15 protein-coding genes are annotated in these 17,941 nt (G+C 60.7%); 7 read left to right on the forward strand and 8 right to left on the reverse strand.

The window, feature by feature from the left end:
* Positions 1-275: 275 nt before the first annotated feature.
* Positions 276-719 (reverse strand): SCP2 sterol-binding domain-containing protein, encoded by a 444-nt coding sequence (locus tag HYT87_06595; GenBank protein MBI2059425.1) that lies wholly within the window; start codon positions 717-719, stop codon positions 276-278.
* A gap of 78 nt (positions 720-797) precedes the next feature.
* On the opposite strand from HYT87_06595, the gene larC reads away from it, so the two are divergent.
* From larC to HYT87_06625, 6 genes are all read left to right on the forward strand, one after another.
* On the forward strand, positions 798-2,036 hold the full coding sequence (gene larC, locus HYT87_06600; protein MBI2059426.1) for a nickel pincer cofactor biosynthesis protein LarC: 1,239 nt from the start codon (positions 798-800) through the stop codon (positions 2,034-2,036).
* On the forward strand, positions 2,020-4,947 hold the full coding sequence (locus tag HYT87_06605) for a PAS domain S-box protein (GenBank protein MBI2059427.1): 2,928 nt from the start codon (positions 2,020-2,022) through the stop codon (positions 4,945-4,947). The genes larC and HYT87_06605 overlap by 17 nt, the downstream gene beginning before the upstream one ends.
* 17 nt (positions 4,948-4,964) lie before the next feature.
* The gene (locus HYT87_06610; GenBank protein ID MBI2059428.1) at positions 4,965-6,149 is read left to right on the forward strand and encodes a DegT/DnrJ/EryC1/StrS aminotransferase family protein; all 1,185 of its coding nucleotides are present in this window, start codon (positions 4,965-4,967) and stop codon (positions 6,147-6,149) included.
* 224 nt (positions 6,150-6,373) lie between these two features.
* The gene (locus HYT87_06615; GenBank protein ID MBI2059429.1) at positions 6,374-7,432 is read left to right on the forward strand and encodes a hypothetical protein; all 1,059 of its coding nucleotides are present in this window, start codon (positions 6,374-6,376) and stop codon (positions 7,430-7,432) included.
* 228 nt (positions 7,433-7,660) lie between these two features.
* Positions 7,661-9,433, forward strand: coding sequence for an aspartate--tRNA ligase (gene aspS / locus HYT87_06620; protein ID MBI2059430.1), 1,773 nt, complete (start codon positions 7,661-7,663; stop codon positions 9,431-9,433).
* A 1-nt stretch (position 9,434) separates the two neighbouring features.
* On the forward strand, positions 9,435-10,520 hold the full coding sequence (locus HYT87_06625) for an NAD(P)-dependent glycerol-3-phosphate dehydrogenase (protein ID MBI2059431.1): 1,086 nt from the start codon (positions 9,435-9,437) through the stop codon (positions 10,518-10,520).
* On the opposite strand, the gene HYT87_06630 is transcribed toward HYT87_06625, so the two are convergent.
* Positions 10,483-10,848, reverse strand: a complete 366-nt coding sequence (locus tag HYT87_06630) for a response regulator (protein MBI2059432.1) — start codon at positions 10,846-10,848, stop codon at positions 10,483-10,485. The two genes, HYT87_06625 and HYT87_06630, sit on opposite strands and share 38 nt — an antisense overlap.
* Before the next feature lie 127 nt (positions 10,849-10,975).
* Here HYT87_06630 and HYT87_06635 point away from each other — a divergent pair, with 127 nt between their 5' ends.
* Entirely contained in the window at positions 10,976-11,827 is an 852-nt protein-coding gene (locus HYT87_06635; protein ID MBI2059433.1) for a hypothetical protein, read from the forward strand.
* A gap of 28 nt (positions 11,828-11,855) precedes the next feature.
* Here the strand turns inward: HYT87_06635 and HYT87_06640 are convergent, their stop codons facing one another.
* From HYT87_06640 to HYT87_06665, 6 genes are all read right to left on the reverse strand, one after another.
* Positions 11,856-12,113, reverse strand: coding sequence for a hypothetical protein (locus HYT87_06640; protein MBI2059434.1), 258 nt, complete (start codon positions 12,111-12,113; stop codon positions 11,856-11,858).
* Positions 12,114-12,241: 128 nt separating this feature from the next.
* Positions 12,242-12,817, reverse strand: a complete 576-nt coding sequence (gene frr / locus HYT87_06645; GenBank protein MBI2059435.1) for a ribosome recycling factor — start codon at positions 12,815-12,817, stop codon at positions 12,242-12,244.
* 79 nt (positions 12,818-12,896) lie between these two features.
* The gene (locus HYT87_06650; protein MBI2059436.1) at positions 12,897-13,619 is read right to left on the reverse strand and encodes a UMP kinase; all 723 of its coding nucleotides are present in this window, start codon (positions 13,617-13,619) and stop codon (positions 12,897-12,899) included.
* The gene (gene tsf, locus HYT87_06655) at positions 13,612-14,220 is read right to left on the reverse strand and encodes a translation elongation factor Ts (protein MBI2059437.1); all 609 of its coding nucleotides are present in this window, start codon (positions 14,218-14,220) and stop codon (positions 13,612-13,614) included. Before tsf ends, HYT87_06650 begins: the two co-directional genes overlap by 8 nt.
* 16 nt (positions 14,221-14,236) lie before the next feature.
* Entirely contained in the window at positions 14,237-15,085 is an 849-nt protein-coding gene (gene rpsB, locus HYT87_06660) for a 30S ribosomal protein S2 (protein MBI2059438.1), read from the reverse strand.
* A 51-nt stretch (positions 15,086-15,136) separates the two neighbouring features.
* Positions 15,137-17,440 carry a glycoside hydrolase family 92 protein gene (locus tag HYT87_06665; protein ID MBI2059439.1) on the reverse strand — a complete coding sequence of 768 codons (2,304 nt, stop codon included), beginning with the start codon at positions 17,438-17,440 and terminating at the stop codon, positions 15,137-15,139.
* Positions 17,441-17,941: the final 501 nt, after the last annotated feature.

Raw genomic sequence — 17,941 nt, forward strand, 5'->3', positions numbered from 1 at the left:
CAGGAATGTCCAGAAATGCCAAATGAGCCGGTTCGTAGCCTGGGAGCAAGCAGCGAGTAGGGGAGCAGCTTTAGCTGCTCCCAAGCAGGGAGGACCCCGTGCCACGGAGGGTACGGGGCCATGCAATGTCGCCGCGCCAGGGATGGCGCGGCATGGAACATGGCCTGAAGGTCCTCCCCTACGGCAGGTGAGTTTTCGGACGCACTCTCATACCCAAAACAAAACCGCCCCTGCCGTGAGGCAGAGGCGGTCGAGTTGTTTCTTGTTTGGAAAAATCAGGCCGTTCCGAGAATGGCTCCAAGTCGCATGGCCAAGCTCATGTCGCCTTGGATTCTCAGTTTGCCCTGCATGAACGCGGCCTGCGGGTTGAGCGTACCGGTGTTCATCGCCTTCCAGTCGTCAACCTTCAGCGTGATCGTGCACTGGGCGGGATCGGGGGTGCCGCTGGCCACAGCCAAGGCCCCATCGGCGACCTTGATCTGCCACTGGCCCCCGCCGTCGCCTTCCAGATTGAATTGATAGACGGCCTTCACGCCCTTTAACCGTTCGGCACCCTGAGGGTTCTTGGTGGCGCCGTAGGGCATGATGATCTCGAATACCTGTTTCGGAGTAGCATTCTTGAGGACCTGTTGACGCAGGGCGTTCCGATCGGCGCCCACGCTGTCAATGATCTTCTTGATTTCCTCCGGACTTGATTGCGGAGTGACTTCGTCTGCCATAAATCCTCCTTTTCCTGGCTGATTTAGCATTGGGTCCCTTTTTTGTCAAGAGAAGCTGGAGTAGAATGCCGCTTTGGCGTGAAAATTCTTTATCTGGACTGCTTTTCCGGCCTGAGCGGAGACATGTTCCTCTCGGGTCTGGTGGATCTTGGCCTGCCGGTTCGAACCCTGGCGGAGGAACTCGCCAAGCTTCACGTGGGGAGGATCGGACTTCGATTCGGTCACGTTCGGCAGAAAGCGATCCGGGCCCGGCGGCTGACTCTTTCACTCCCCGGTTCACCCCATGCGCATGCGGGCCATCCCCACCCCCAGTCGCATCCGCACGCGCACCGCAGTTTTGGCGACATCGAGCGGCTGATCCGAAAGAGTTCGATTCGACCGGAGGTTCAAAAGAAGGCCATCTCCATCTTCCGCATCGTGGCGGAGGCGGAGGGAAAAGTACACGGAGTGCCGTCGTCGAAGGTTCATTTTCATGAAGTGGGAGCGCTGGACTCGATCATCGACATTGTGGGCGCCGCCATCGGACTGGAGTATTTCCAATTCAATAAAGTCTACTGTTCGCCCCTCCCCCTGGGTCGTGGTTTCGTGAATACGCTTCACGGCCGTTACCCCGTGCCCGCCCCGGCCACGCTTGAGATCCTCAAGGGATTTCCTCTGGCCCAGCATCCGGACGCGGGCGAGTGGACCACACCCACCGGCGCGGCCATCGCGAAGGCCGTTGCGGAGCCGGTGGAAGGGATGCCCAGGATGAAGGTCACCCGGATCGGATACGGCTCGGGATCACGGATGGGCGAGACTCTGCCCAATGTTGTGCGAATGGTGGCCGGGAGCCGGGAAGATCGTCCCGAAGGGCTCCAGGGCGTGGAGCGCGACGAGGTCTGTGTGATGGAAACGGATATCGACGACATGACGCCTGAGATGTGTGCTCCGCTCATGGATCGGCTTCTCGCGAGGGGTGCGCTTGACGTGCAGTGGATCCCGACCCACATGAAGCGGGGACGTCCCGGATTCAGATTGGAGATCCTGGCCACCGACGAAACGCAAGAGGCCCTGGCGCAGACCCTGTTTGAGGAAAGCAGCACCATCGGGCTCCGCTTCCACAGGGCGGAACGAATGAAGCTTCCCCGGAGAATCATCAATCTCCGCACGGCCTACGGGATGATCCGGGCCAAGGTTTCCTCTCTCAACGGGCGGGTGGTTGCGGCGAAGCCGGAAATTCTTGACGTCGTGCGTGCCGCGCGGGAGCACGATGAGCCGCTGCCGCGCGTCCTCCGGGTCGTCCAGCAAACGTTGGACCGGCATGTCCGACCCCGGTAGCCCCCTCCTCTCCCGGCCTACCGCTCCGCTGTTCCAGCGGGAGCGGCTCCAGAACATGTTCTTCGCGGTCAGCGTTCGTGTCGTCATCGCCGCCGTATTTCTCGGCTCGTATGTGCTGGCGGCCTACTTCGGTCTCGGCAAGCCGCCTTGGTGGGCGCGCCTGGTCCCGTATCTCTATGCCGGCTACGCGGCCGGACTGACCTATGCCCTGCACCTGCTTCGAAAAGGGAGATCTCCCGCCCCCGGTTTCCACGCGTTTTGCTATGTGGTGGACGCCTTCGCCATCACCGTCTTCGTGTTCTACACGGGGGGAATGTACAGCCCCTTTCTCCTGATCTATCTCCTGGCGTTTCTGGTGGCCTCCATGCTGGAGCGCGCGCGACTCGCGGTGCTCGTGGGCGTTTCGCAGGGCGTGCTGTTTTTCGGGATGGCCCTCGGCCAGGTCCTGGGGTGGGTACCCATCCACAGTGAGGCGATTCTCCGGGCCGATGCGCGGGTGGGCGTGTTTCTGCTGATCACGTGCTTCCTCGGGGTGGTCGATTTCCTGGTGATTTATCTTTTCCGCCGCATCAAGATCTCGGAGGAAGAGGGAAACAAGCAGTACCAGAAACTCGGCACGCTCTACTCCTTGACACAATCTCTTCTGGGGCGGCTCTCCCTCGACGAGCAAATGGAACGGGTCTGCGAGACGGTGGTGCATGCGTTGAAATTCGAATTCACCGCGATCTTTCTCTACGAGGAGGAGCGAGATGCCCTGGTGCTGAGCATGTCCGCCCCGAAGGGTTACCGGGAATGGCTTGAAGCAGCGGTGGGCGGCCCCCTCCGTCGGTTCTCCTATCCCCTCCAGCAGCCGGACCGGCCATTCATCGAGGCCATCCGAAAGAAACAGTTCTACGTGTCCAGGGATCTCCGCGAAATGATGGAAGCGATCGATCCGAAAATCCCCGAGGGCACGTTCGAAGCGGTGGCGCAGGGGATTGGCGCCCGGTTCATCTATCAGGTTCCGCTGGTGCACCAGGACAAGCTGATCGGGCTGCTGAGTTCGATCGGGGGAGAAGTGGCCCTTTCCACGGAGGACCGGGATACACTCCTGAGCTATGCCGACGCGGCGTCCCTCGCGGTTGCAGACGCGAAGATGTGGTCGGACCTTCAGAGCAGCCGGAACGACTTGGAGCGGAGCCTGGAGGAATTGTGGATTGCGAATGACAAACTAAAGGCTTCCTACGAGCAGATTCGTGAACAGGCTTCGGACCTGGAGCGCTCCCGGCGGGAGGTGGAGGCCTCGGAAAAGGAGATCGAGTCGTCGCATTTGCGCCTGGAGCGGAAGCACCGATATCTTCAAAGCGCGGTGGACATCTCACAGAATCTCCACTCGTTGACCGATCCGGGCCGGTTGGCCCATGATTTCGCCAAGCTCCTCAAGAAGAGTTTTCCGGTCACCCAGGCGGCGATCTATATTCGGTCCGAAGAAACCATTGAGCCGAGGGCCGCCGCGGGTTTTCCCGAGGGCTCGCTGCGTCCCCTCACCACGGCTGAACTCCGTAAAGAGATCGTCTGGAAGGCGATCCAGGACCGCACGCTGATCCAGGCCTCGGTTCCCGCCTGGAAGCGAGCCTTCCCGGTGCTCGACAAGACCGTCGCCTTCGCAGCCGTTCCACTTCTCAGCGGAGCCGAATGGCTCGGATTCTTCTATTTTGAGAGCGGTGTGTCCAAGCCTTTTGATGAGGACGATACTTCGATGCAGGTGCTCCTAGCGAATCAGTTTACCCTGGCGTTGAAGAATTCGCTTCATTTTGAAGAAGCCATGTTCTACCGGAACTACCTGGAAAATCTGATCGAGCATGCGGGGGCGATTTTTCTGGTTCTGGATCGCCGGAGCCGGATCCAGCTCTTCAACCGCTACGCGGAGGTAAAATCCGGGTATCGGCGCGAGGAGGTCATCGGGCGCCTCGCCGCGCGGCTCTTCGTCTCCGCCGACAAGCGGGAAGACTATTTTCGCCGGATGTCCGAACTCGTCCGCAGCCGTGTCCTGACCAGTTTCCAGGGTGAATTTCGAACCAAATCCGGACGGGTCCGGAAAACCCAGTTCACCTTGATCCCCGTCGTGAATGCCAAGGGAGAGGTCGAGCAGTCCATCCTGATGGGTGAGGACATCACGGACCTCAAGAATCTGGAGCGTCAGTTGGTGGAGACCGGGCGCATGGCGGCTCTGGGACAGTTGGCGGCGGCGGTGGCGCACGATCTGAACAACCCACTCTCTGTCATGAGCGCTCAGATGCAGCTTCTGGCTCGGGAGCTTTCGGCCGATGAGGGGAAAATGGCCCAACGCGTGCGGAAGGCGCAAACCGCCACGGAACACATCCGGATGCTCATCGACAACCTCATGGGGTACGCCAAGCCGGGTCGGGAGCGGAGAATCCGTCTCAGCCTCAACGATGTGATCCGCGAGGCCCTGTCCTTCTCGGAATATGAAATCCGCCGGGGGGGGGTGAAGGTGGTCTGTCAACTCGATGAGGAGCTTCCGAGGATCGCCGCCGTCAAGGGCGAGATTCAGCAAATTGTTCTCAACTTGTTGGTCAATGCAAACCGGGCCATTCGGGAAGTGTCTTTCCGGGAGGGGCGGAACAATCACCGAGGGGAGATCCGGATTGAGACCCGGCTCCTGGAGGACGGACAGGTCGCGCTCGTCGTATCGGACAACGGGATCGGGATTCCGGCACAGATGCAGGAGAAGATCTTCGAGCCGTTTTTCACCACGTGGTCCAACAAGGAAGGAACGGGGCTGGGACTGGCGGCCGTGCGGAGGATTGTGGAGCGCCACTCCGGTCGAATCTCCGTTCGGGGCGCGGACCCCAAAGGGGCGGAATTCGAGATCCTTCTTCCGGTGAATCCGCCTGAGGAGCGGGTCTAGTCACGGGACGCGCGCCGATGACGGCAACATCCGGCCGATCGAAATTCCTCCCCGCCTTGCTTCCCTTCATCGAGGAAGACGACATACGTGCCGTCAATGAGGTCCTCCGTTCGGGTTGGCTGACGGTGGGAAAGCGGTGCCTGGATTTTGAGTCGGCCTTGGCGAAATTCATGGGGGCTCGACATGTCCATGCGGTCAGCTCCTGCACGGCGGCCCTGCATCTGGCCTTGACCGCTCTGGGATTGAAGAAAGGGGACGTCGTCGTCACATCCCCGATCACGTTTACAGCCACGGTCGCGGCCATTGTGCACACAGGCGCGACTCCCTTGCTGGCGGACGTGGACAGGGACACGGGCAATCTGGATCCCGCGCAGGTGGAAAAGCTGGCGCGGACGAATCGGCGCATCCGCGCGATCATTCCGGTCCATTTTGCCGGCCACCCGTGCGAGATGGATGCTCTGCTGTCTCTGGCCCGGAAGCATCGTTGGCTGGTGGTGGAGGATGCCGCGCATGCACTTGCCGCGGAGTACAAGGGCACACCGATCGGAGCTCTCCCTTCGACGGCGACCTGCTTCAGCTTCTACGCCTGCAAGAACTTGTGCGCGATCGAGGGTGGGGCGATCGCGACGGATTCGGCCACCCTCGACAGGAGAGTCCGCCTCTGGAGTCTGCACGGGATCAGTCGAGATGCATGGAAACGATACGGGGAGGGGGGCTCCTGGCGGTATGACGTTGTCGAACCGGGATTCAAGAACAACTTTACCGATGTGCAGGCGGCTCTGGCCCTGTCGCAACTGGGCAAGCTGGATCGGCTCCAGCGCCGCCGGGAAAAGATTGCGCTGCGGTATGGTGAAGTCTTTCAGCCGCTGGAGGCGCTGGAGGTCCCCGTCGTCCGATCCGACGTCAAAATGGCCTGGCACATCTACGTCCTCCGCCTCAGGAAGAGACGTCTCAAGATCGGCCGCGACGGCTTCATCGAGGAACTTCGGCGACGCAACATTGGAACCAGCGTTCACTTTGTTCCGATCCATCTTCACTCGGCGTATAAGAAAATCCTGAAGAAATCTGCGAAGGACTATCCTGTGGCGATGGACTTTTACTCACGGGCACTCACGTTGCCCCTTCATCCGGGAATGACCGACGAGGATGTGCAGGACGTGATTGAATCCGTACTGGACATCTGCCGACGGAACCGTGCGTAGGGCGACCCGTAGCGCCCGGTTCGAGGCCGCAAGGACTGAATCGATCTTCTCGGCCTCGCCGGGCGATCACCGTCCGGCATAAAGCCGGACGCGACGAAGACCCCGCCCCTACGAAAGACCGCCGTCCAGGATCAAGTTTTGATCCTCCCGTCCGATAGGCTTAATTGAGCCGTCAGGGAAGACGGCTCGTTAGTTGATCCCTATGTGAACAAGGAGGTTCGTGCATGGGAACGCGGATCAATACCAACCTGGCGGCCCTCAATGCCGCGATGAATCTGAACAACACCCAGAGCCGTGTGGCCAAGAGCGTCGAGAGGCTCTCCTCGGGCCTCCGGATCAATAAGTCCTCGGATGATGCGGCGGGGATGCTTCTGTCGCAGACCTTGAGGGCGGATCTTCGATCCCTCGAGCAGGCCATCCGGAACGCCAACGACGGCTTCAACGTGCTCGGCATCATCGACGGCGCCTCCGGCGAAATCCACGACATCCTGATCCGGATGAGGCAATTGGCTCAGCAGAGCGCGAACGGAGTCCTGGGTACGGACTCCCGACTGACGGTCCAGGCGGAATTTTCGCTGCTCCAGAGCGAAATCACGCGCATCGCTTCTACGATCACCTTCAACGGCCTTCGTCTGGGTGTTGGGGGTACAACCACTTCTGCCGGGGTGTACATGGCGTCGAGCGCGCTGACCGTGAGCACGGCGGCAACGAGCATGAATCTGCAGGTCGGCATCCGAAATGACGTCGCCGACCGGATCGGGGTCGATATCAGTCTTGGAAACATTACCAGCGCCGGCAATGATCCGGGCGGATCACGGCGACTGGGGCTCACCGCCGTTGGACTTCGGATCTACCATGTGGGGGAGGGGGGCGGAACTTTCAACGGCGTAACCTATGGCAACGGGGTGGCCACGTTTACGAACAACCCGGCGTCTGGGAATTTTATCGGGGGAATGAATGGGGCCACGCTCAACGCGGCGGGTGTCGCCGTTTCCTCCGTGTCGGCCGCTCGAAGTTCCTTGACCGCCATCGACTACGCGATCCGGAGCCTTTCGCTCTATCGCGCCAGAATCGGCTCCTCGGCCAACCGGCTCGAGCGGACGATCTCAAACTCCGAAGTGACCGTGAGAAATGTTTCGGCGAGCGAGAGCTTCATCCGGGATACCGACTTCGCCCACGAAACGGCGAACCTGGTCCGATCGCAGGTTCTCGCCCAAGCGGGCGCGGCGGCCCTCGCGCAGGCGAACTTGATTCCTCAATCCGTTCTCACACTTCTAGGCTAAAAGTCAGCCCATGGTGTTACCTCCTCCCCCCGCCCCGTCCAAGATCTGAGATCTTAGATTTCAAATCTCAAATCGTAGGAAGGGGTGGGGGGTGCCTTTTTTTCCCCCGAGAGACCACCCACCTGCACTCAGCCTCCCCAGCACTGGACCCAGTGGTCTCCTACAGGACAGCGCCTTGCCGCCGATAGCTGAAAACGCTCCGAGTTGGTATAGTCGCCGCCGATTGAGATGAGTACAGAATCCCGACTGCGATCCCACTATTGCGGCGACCTTCGGAGCGAACATCTTGGACAAGATGTCACTCTCATGGGATGGGTCCACTCCGTCCGCGATCACGGCGGGATCCTTTTCATCGATCTCCGCGACATCCACGGGGTGGTCCAACTCGTCTTCAGTCCGGAGGGCGATCCGGCCGTATATCAGGTCGCACAAAGGCTGCGGAGTGAATTTGTCATCTGTGTACTGGGCTCGGTCGCGAAGAGACCCGCGGGCACTGAAAACGCGGGACTGCCCACGGGTCAGGTCGAAGTCCACGTGAGCCGGGCGGAGGTCCTGAACGAATCCAAACCTCTGCCGTTCACCGTGGACGACGACGTGAATGTCTCCGAGAACACCCGCCTCCAGTACCGCTATCTCGATTTGCGGCGCCCCCGGATGCAACGCATCCTGATGGCCCGACACCGCATGGCTCAGGCCATCCGTGAATACCTCAGCGCGCAGGATTTCCTGGAAATTGAAACGCCCATGCTGTCCAAAAGCACACCCGAGGGCGCAAGGGATTTCCTTGTCCCGAGCCGCCTCTCTCCCGGCGCTTTCTACGCGCTGCCTCAATCCCCACAGCTGTACAAACAAATCCTGATGATGAGCGGCCTCAATCGCTACTTCCAGATCGTCCGCTGTTTCCGCGACGAAGATCTCCGAGCCGACCGGCAACCCGAGTTCACCCAGCTGGACATCGAACTTTCCTTCACCGAGCCGGAGGAGATCTATCGGATCATCGAGGGCTTGATGCAAGCGGTTCTGGAGCGGGTTTTCGGGCGAATGGTGTCCATACCCTTTCCCCGGTTGAGCTATCAGGAAGCCATCGACCGGTATGGCAAGGATGCTCCCGATCTCCGATACGGACTCCAGTTGCAGATTCTCGGCTCGGTCTTCGCCAAGACAGGATTCAAGATTTTCAAGGAGACGCTCGCGAAAGGGGGCTCCGTACGGGGCTTCTGCGCGCCGGCGAAAAAGGCCTGGAGCCGCGCTGATTTCGACCGCAAAACGGAGTGGGTGAAGGAGTTCGGCGCGAAAGGGCTCGTCTGGCTCACCCATGAGAAAGGCGGATGGGCCGGCCCCGTCGCCAAGTTCCTCAGCGCCGAAGAATCGGCGGCCCTGAAAGGTATCTTCCGTCCCGGTGAGGGAGATACGGTGTTCGTGGTCGCCGATCGCGCTCCACTGGCGGCCAATGTGCTCGGCCGGCTTCGGGAGGAAATCGCGAAGGAATTGGACCTCGTTCCAAAGAACGATCTCCAGCTCGCGTGGATCACGGACTTTCCGATGTTTGAATTCAGCGAAGAGGACAAGCGTTGGGTGGCGATGCATCATCCGTTCACCGCGCCAAAGTGGGAGGATCTGGATCGGATGGAAAAAGACCCCGGTTCGGTGAAGGCTCAGGCCTACGACCTCGTTCTGAATGGAACGGAAATCGGCGGGGGGAGCATCCGAAACCATCGGAGCGACGTCCAATCCCGGGTATTTGACACGTTGGGGCTGAAGCCGGATGAGGCTCGGGCGAAATTCGGCTTCCTCCTGGAGGCGCTCCAGTACGGGGCGCCGCCGCATGGCGGCATTGCGTTCGGTCTGGACCGAATCACCATGCTTCTCACCGGTTGCGAGTCGATCCGAGATACCATTGCGTTTCCCAAGACTCAGAAAGGGACCTGTCTTCTGACCGACGCGCCCAGCCCCGTGGACGAAAAACAACTTCGGGAGATCCACATTCGAACCCTGCTTTGAAATGAGCTCCATCGCCGTACTGGGCGCCGGGAGCTTCGGCACGGCTCTCGCCTATCTGCTCGGCTCCAAGGGCTTGGAGGTCAGGCTTTGGTGTCGTCGGAAAGACCAGGCGGAATCCATCCGGCAATCGCGCCGAAACCCCGACTACCTGGCCGATACGATTCTGCCGGCGAGTGTGGCGTCGACTTCGGACTTGGCCGCCGCCGTTCGGGGTGTCGAAACGGTCGTGCTGGTCACGCCCACGCACTCGCTACGGGAGACGATACGAACCGGGGGCGGATCGCTGGATGGGGCGAAGACGATTGTGTGCGCTTCGAAAGGAATCGAAAACGAAACCTTCCTGACGCCCACGCAAATCGTTCGATCGCTCCTTCCCGGATCGGATCGGCGCGTCGCCGCGCTTTCAGGCCCCAGCTTTGCCAAGGAAATCGTGCGCGGCGTTCCGACGGCCGTGACCATTGCCTCTCTGGCGCCGGAGACGGCGAAAGAGATGCAGGCCCTGTTCCGGACGCCCACGTTCCGGACCTACACTTCGGGAGATCTGGTGGGGGTCGAACTGGGGGGCGCCATGAAGAACGTGATCGCCATCGCGGCGGGGATTTGCGACGGCCTTCAATTCGGTCACAACGCGCGCGCCGCGCTCATTACGCGGGGCTTGGCGGAAATTACCCGAATGGCCGTGCGTCTCGGCGCCGAACCGCTTACGCTGGCAGGGCTCTCCGGACTGGGCGATCTCGTGCTGACCTGCACGGGCGATCTGAGTCGAAATCGCACGGTGGGCCTCCGGTTGGGTCAGGGGGAATCGTTGGACGCGATCGTCAAAGGCATGCACATGGTCCCACCACCCGCAACAGGCCGCGGGGCGGCCTCCCGGCCACTCGGTTCGCCTGGCGAAACGGTTGCAGGTGGTGCGATGGTGGCGGAGGGCATACACACCGCCCGTTCGGCCCGCCACTTCAGCCGGAAGCAGGGGGTGGAGCTTCCGATCACGGAGAAAGTTTACGAAGTGCTGTACGAGGGACTCCCGCCGCGCCGGGCCGTCGAAGAGCTCATGGGGCGGGAACTGAGGGCGGAAAGTACCGGCTGACGATTTCTGCGAAGCGGTCGGCGAACGCCGATTTCGGGAGGACCTCGCCACAACCCTGTTCTTTGGCCTTTTTCTTCTGCTCCGTCTGGACGTGCGAAAAAAAGGCGACCACGGGAAGATCCGGTCGCCCCGAAGACGCTCTCAGACGGGTGACCGGATCCGAATCGTTCGAGGTGAAACAGCCCAGGTCGAGTACGGCGAGTTGCGGCGGCGGACCTTTGGGCAGGGCTGAGAGGCTCGGTACACGCACGATCGCCATTCCCTGCTTCTCCGCGACGCTCCTGAGCTTCGAGTAGTAGAACAAATCCTGCGTCAGAACCCAGATCATTTCTCTTCTCCGCTTGCTTCACGGTAGGCCGGTTGGGGCTCGAGAGCAAGCCAGGCCTTTGAGCCGAACTTCATCCGAAGTGTCAACTTTACTTGCAAAACTTAAAGTAAAATGCTAACATTCCAACATGGCGCAGAGGGTGGAAGGATTCCTGAACCAGCTTTCCAACGCTCAGCCGCTCATCCAAAGGCCCCGCGAGGAAACGCTCCCCACCGATCTCAATCGACCCACCGCGGGCCCGGCTGTTCGGAAACGACCTGCCGGCGCCGAGGGCGAGCCTGCGCCGAAGCCTCAGAAGGGGGTATCCCCCGAACTCATCGTTTCGCTGCGGCCGCGGCAGGCGGAAGCCCCTGCGGAAGGAGGCGAGCTCGGTCTGGCCCGCGCGCGAGCGGCCTTGGTGGCCTTGGTCGAGCGCCCGGCTCCTTTTGAGAGAATCTCCGAGGTTGAATTCGACGCGGCCAGGGTAAGAGATATCCTCATCCATGTTCGGGAACCGGTTTCCGAGTCGGAGTCAAAGGCAGTGATCGAGAAGCTGTCCCGGATCGAGGGGAGGGAGGCGCCCACACCGGAGGCGCCGAGAAGCCGTGAGGCTGAAGCCGGTGCAGCGCGGGTTGGGGCGAGAACCAGAGAGGCCGTACCTCAACCTGAGCGCAATCCTTTTGTTCGAGGGCCGGTGGCCGAGCGATTGGGCGTGGTTGAGAAGCCACCCGAAGCCGTAAATCGGCCTATCGAAGTTGAAGAAGCCCCTCAGCGGCCGGCTGCACCCCGTCGTTTGCCGGTGAACGCGGAGGCCGAGCGACCCGCTCCACCCGTGCCCGAGCGGGCTCCCGCGGTTGTGGAGGAGCGCCCACGTCGCGAGCCGGAAACTCCGGCGCCGGGACCCCGGCTCCAGGAGGCTCTGCAGCAGTCCGTGGCTTCCGCCAGCGTCCGCGAAAACGTTTCCGGCCTGGGCGATATCCGGCCGACAGCCGGACGTTAGGCCACTTCCGCCCGTCTGCCTTAATCCACTATCGGCCCGGTCTCAGGTTGCCGATCAGATCGACGAGGAGCGCCGTCATTTCCGGCAGATTTCCCGAAAGGTCGGTATCGGAAGCGCCGATCAGTTTTCGAAAGGAGCGATACAGGTCTGAAAGCTCGGTGAACGGTGTGCCGGGGCGGCTCTCGACGGCCCGCACGAGTTCATCCAGGATCGCTTCGATTTTCTCGCGAAGATCGGAATGAACCCCGGGGGAGGCATTAAGCACGGTCTGGAGTTGGAGCAGCAAGCGGGCCAGCTCCTCGTTCAGGATACCGAAAACGTATTCAGGGGGGGCCGAGCGGAGTTGAGTGTCGAGGTAGCGCAGCGATTCGCGCCGGTGGGCGGCAGGAGGCCGGGGGGGGGACGGTTCGTTCCCTATGTTTCGAGGATTTCTTTTTCTTTGCTCTTGAGCGTTTCGTCAACTTTGTGGATCTCGTCGTCCGTCAACTTTTGAAGCTCGTTGAGAAAGCGTCGCAGGTCGTCCTCGGGGAGTTTGCCGTCCTTCTTGCGCTTCTCCAGGGCCTCCTTGGCGTCCCTCCGCGCGTTTCGCATGGAAACCCGGCATTCTTCCGCGTGCTTGTGCGCGAGCTTTACGAAATCCTGGCGCCGTTCCTGAGTCAGCGGAGGGATGGACACGCGCATGATTTGACCGTCGGTCGTGGGCACGAGTCCGAGATTGGAATTGATGATGGCTTTCTCGATGAAGGGAACCGCCTTCTTGTCCCAGGCCTGAATGGTAATCATGCGCGCCTCGGGTACGGCGAGTGTGGCCACCTGGTTCAGCGGGAGGTGGCTGCCGTAGTATTCCACGCGGATATTGTCGAGAAGAGCGAGGGAGGCGCGTCCGGTGCGGAGGCCGGCTAGTTCCTTCCTGAGTGCTTCGGCCGCCTTGTCCATCTTGTCGCGGGCGACCTTGTTTTCATCCGCCGTCGCTTGTGTGGGACTGGCCATCGAAGATTATTGTACTACGAAACCGGGCCTTTGGAAGTCATTTCCGGATTCACGCGGCTTCGGAAACCCGCGTGGTGTTCTACCCGTTGTAGACGAGCGTGCCGATCGGCTCCCGATGCACCACGCGCTTGAGGTTCCCCTTTTTCCGGATGTTGAACACAATGATCGGGATCGAATTTCCCATGCAGAGAGATACGGCAGTGGCGTCCATCACCTGGAGACCCTTCTTGAGCACGTCCATGTAAGTCAGTTTCGTATACTTCTTCGCGTTCTTGTTCTTGAACGGATCGCTGTCGTACACGCCTTCCACCTTGGTCGCTTTGAGAATAATTTCGGCGTGGATTTCCTGGGCCCGGAGGCTGGCCGCGGTGTCCGTGGTGAAGAAGGGATTGCCCGTTCCCGCGGCGAAGATGACCACACGGTTCTTTTCCAGATGTCGGATGGCGCGGCGGCGGATGTACGGCTCGGCCACGCGGTCCATGTGAAGGGCGGTCTGTACGCGCGTATACACGCCCTTCTTCTCCAGCAGGTCCTGGAGGGCGAGACTGTTGATGACCGTGGCCAGCATGCCCATGTAGTCCGCGGTGGCCCGCTCAATCCCCCCGGCCTTGTCGGATGTTCCTCGAAAAATGTTGCCGCCTCCGAGGACGATGGCCGTCTGAATGCCTTCGGAGTAGACGCCCTTGATTTCATCGGAGATGGATTCCATCGCCCGGTGGCTGATGCCGTAGCCTCCCTCTTCCGCAAGGGACTCCCCGGTGAGCTTGAGGAGGACCCTCTTGTAAGGTGGGGAGCTACCCACGCGTGGATTCGCCGAGCTCGAAACGAACGAAGCGGCGGACGACGATGTTCTCGCCGAGTTGAGCGATGCTCTGCTTGATGTAGTCGGTGACGGAAATGTTGGGGTCCTTGATGTAGGGCTGATCCAAAAGGCAGACATCCTGAAAGAACTTGACGAGCTTGCCCTCGATGATCTTTTCTACGACCTGGGGCGGCTTCCCCGAGGCGGCGGCCTCTTTCCGCAGGATGGCCTTCTGATCTTCCAGAGCGGGGGCGGGAACGTCCGTGCGGGAAACGTAGAGGGGGTTGGACGCGGCCACCTGCATCGCGATGTCTTTGGCCACGGCCTGGAAGTTCGGGGTGCGCGCCACGAAGTCGGTTTCGCAGTTCACTTCCACCAGGACGCCGATCTTGCCGCCGGCGTGAACATAGTTGCCGACCAAGCCCTCCGACGCCACACGCTGAACTTTTCGCTCGGCGCGGGCAAGGCCCTTTTCGCGGAGATAGCGGGTGGCTTTGTCGACGTCCCCCTGCATTTCGGCCAGCGCCTTTTTGCAGTCCATGATGCCGGCGCCGGTCTTCTCGCGCAGTTCCCTGATCCGATCGACTTCAGACGCAGCCATGGGAGGAATGAGGGGGCTAGGACTTACGCGGCTCTTGCTTCTCGTCGTACGCGGCGATCAGCTCCTCGATCGTACGGCGCATCCGCACCTTGCCGCGCTCCACTTTGACGCCGGCGATGGTCGTCTGAGCGACCTGGACCTCGGGCTCGGCGGTCTGCCGCTGCTCGTGCATGCTCTTCTCCAGCGCCAGCCGTCCGTCGGAAATGGCTTCGCCGATGCGGGTGAGGAAAAGCCGGATGGATCGGACCGAATCATCATTGGCAGGGATGGGATAGGCCATTTCGTCGGGGTCGCTGTTCGTGTCGGCCAACGCCACCACCGGGATGGAGAGGCGGTGGGCCTCCTGAATGGCAATGTGTTCCTTCTCGCTGTCGACTACCACGAGCGCTCCGGGCAGCTTGTCCATGTTGAGAATGCCCTCCAAGGCGCTCTGCATCTTGTCCCGCTTGAGGATCATGCGGCGGACTTCCTTCTTCGTGAACGCGGGACTGAACCCTTCTTTTTCCATTCGCTCAAGCGCCTTGATCTGTTCGACGCATTTCTTGATCGTGTTGAAATTCGTTAGCGTGCCTCCGACCCACCGGAGATTGACGTACGGCATGTCGTGGGCTTTCGCGATCTCGCCGACGATCATCTGCGCCTGGGGCTTTGTTCCGATGAGGAGGACCTTCTCGCCCCGGGCTACAATATGACCGACGAAATTGCAGGCTTCCTTGCAAAGGTCGATGGTCTTATTGACGTTCAGGATGTGGATGCCCCGCTTGGCGCCGTAGATGTAAGGGGCCATCTTGGGGTTCCACTTTTGGGTCGGGTGACCCAGGTGGACGCCCGCTTCAATGAGCTCAGTGACCGTCAATTCCGCCATAAGCGCGCCCCTGTATAGCACACCCCGAAACGGAGTGCAAAACCCGGTAAGTTATGGAACGAGGGGGTCGGTCCGCCCCCAGGAGGAGGGGGAAGACCCCATGGTCAGGAGGAGCGAGCCGCCGGAGGCGAGGTCCGCGTGGCGAAACCACGGCTCGCGAAGCGGCCTGCCATTGAGCGAAGCGGACCGAATGTAAAGATTTTCCGGAGAAGCGTTCCTAGCCTCGATGACAAAGTTCCCGTCGGGGAGGTGCAGGACGCTTCGGCCGAACACCGGACTGCCGATGAGGTAGACGTCGGTCCCGGCGAGCGGATAGATGCCCATTGCGCTGAAGACGTACCACGCAGAGAGAGTGCCCGCGTCATCGTTCCCGGGAAGGCCGTCCGGCCCGTCGGTGTACTTGGTGTCCATGATCCACCGAATCCATCTCGGGGCGAGATCCGGGCGGCCGGCGAGCGTGTACATGTAGGCGGCGTGGATGTCGGGTTCGTTGCCGTGCCAGTAGTAGGGATCGGGCATGGGGTAGGGGGTTCCGCCGAGGGGGATGACCGCCGCGGGATTTTCCACGGAGGATTGGAAAAAGGTGTCGAGCTTCCGGAGCATCGCGTCGCGGCTGCCGAAGAGTTGGATGAATCCGGACACGTCGTAGGGAACGAGCCAAAGATATTGCCAGGCATTGCCTTCGACGTAGTGGTCTTGGAGGATTCCCGCCGGATTGAATTTGTCCGGGTCGGCCCATGAACCGGATGTCGTTTTGGGCCGGAAGAACTGGGTGTCATCGTCCCACTGGTTTCGATAGGTTTGTGATCGTTCGAGATAGGTGGCGTGGTCGGATTCCAGACCCAAGGCCCTGGCCATTCGAGCAATCGCGTAATCGGCATAGGCGTATTCGAGAGTGAGTGAGACCGACCCGCCCATTTTGTCGGCTGGACAGAAACCGGCCGCGAGGCAGTCCTTGATTCCGCCACGCGGGCCATCCGTTCCCGCCGATTTTTTCATGCCTTCGTAGGCCAGGGCCGAGTCGAATTCGCGAATGCCCTTCAGGTAGCTTTCGGCGATCACGATATCGGCCGGGGTGCCCACCATCGTGCCCGCTTCGCTCGATGCGAGCGGCCACCGAGGGAAGTTGCCGTGCTGCTCGTACATCTTGACCAGCGTTACCACCATCTCACGTTGCCGATCGGGGGCGAGCAGGGTCAGGAGCGAGTGGAGCGTGTGGTACGTATCCCACAGCGAGAAATCGGTGTAGTAGCGGAAACCGTCCGCCTGATGGATTTGCTTGTCGAGGCCGACGTACCGCCCGTCCACGTCGGTAAAGAGCGTGGGCATGAGATTCGAGTGGTAGAGGGCGGTGTAGAAAATCGTGCGTTCGCGCTCGGAACCGCCGGTGGCTTCAATTCCACCCATGATCTTGCTCCACGCGTTTTCGGCGGCTGCGCGTATTTCTTCAAACGATTTCCCGGCGATCTCCCGCTCGCGGTTGAGCCGCGCCTGTTCCACGCTGACGTAGGAAAGTCCAACCTGTGCCTCGACGGTCGTGGCCCCGGTCACTTCGAATCCCAGGTAGGCGCCGGCATCGCTGCCGTTCTCGAGGACTTCGAAGCCGGATTGACCGGGCAGGAGTTCGCCCTTGTTCCACAGGCTGTATTCTATAATGGGCCGGTTGAACTGGGCCGAAAAATACACGTGGAAGATGGGCCCAAAGTCCCCCTTGTTGATCATCCAGCCGGAGATGTCACGATCACCAGGAGAGATGTCGATGCGAGCGCCCCGGCACTCACCGGTTCCCAACGTGTGGCAGACATCGATCAGGACCACCGGCGGCGCTCCGGCCGGAAAAGTGTATCGATGGGCCGCGCTTCTTTCCGAGGCGGTGAGTTCGACCCGGATCCCGCTGTCCTCCAGAGTCACGGCGTAGTATCCCGGACGCGCGGCTTCGGTGCTGTGGGAGAATCGGCTCTGGTAGCCGATTTCGTTTGTCTTGGAGACGTCCATTCCCACCGTGGGCATGAACAAGATGTTCCCGTAGTCCGCAACTCCCGTGCCCTCCATGTGCGTGTGGCTGAATCCCTGGATGAAGGTATCGGGGTACCAGTATCCGGCGGCATGGGCGAAACCGATCGCCGCGAGATCGCCCGACGTGTCGGGTCCCACTTTGACCATTCCGAACGGCATTGTTGCCCCGGGAAATGCATTTCCTTGGGCGAATCCGGCCCCGCCGCTCCCGATGAGCGGATTTACATATTCGATGGCCGGCTTGGCAAGTGGCTGAGCAATTGGTGCTTGGACGGCTTCAGAGTTGCAGGCCGCGCAAAAGATGACCACCTCAGCCAAGTGGACTCGACGCGTCCCCATCTCTTACGTGTACCACAATCAGGCGCATCCTCCGAGAGCGATAAGTGCCCATCCCAAAACGTATCGCGGACCCTGAAGGGCCCGCTACGGAGAAGCTGTTTTTCGCCTGTAGCGGAGCCTTTAGGCTCCGCGAATCCCGCTCCGGTTCTGTCGGGTTTTGGGATAGGTTCTGAGCTCGACTTTTGCCATTTTTCCATGCTGTGTGAACATCGCTTAGAATCTCGCTCGGATGGGAAGGTATCTTCAGACACCGCTCAAGAATGGCAAAAGTCGAGCTTAGAGCCTCTGACAGAATGCCGCTTCGTAGGGGAGCATCTTCAGATGCTCCCAATACGGGCGGATCTAAAGATCCGCCCCTACGAATTGCTCCCTCTTTCGGGAGGGCCTGAAGGCCCTCCCCTTTCTCTGAAAGCGGCTGCCTTGTCAACCTATACGTTTCTCCTTTTTCTTCTTCCTCCCGGTCGTTTGAATCAGGGTCTCATCTATCTCTTCGCCGTCAAA

It is taken from the genome of Nitrospirota bacterium (assembly GCA_016180645.1).
Classification (GTDB): Bacteria; JACPQY01; JACPQY01; order JACPQY01; family JACPQY01; genus JACPAV01.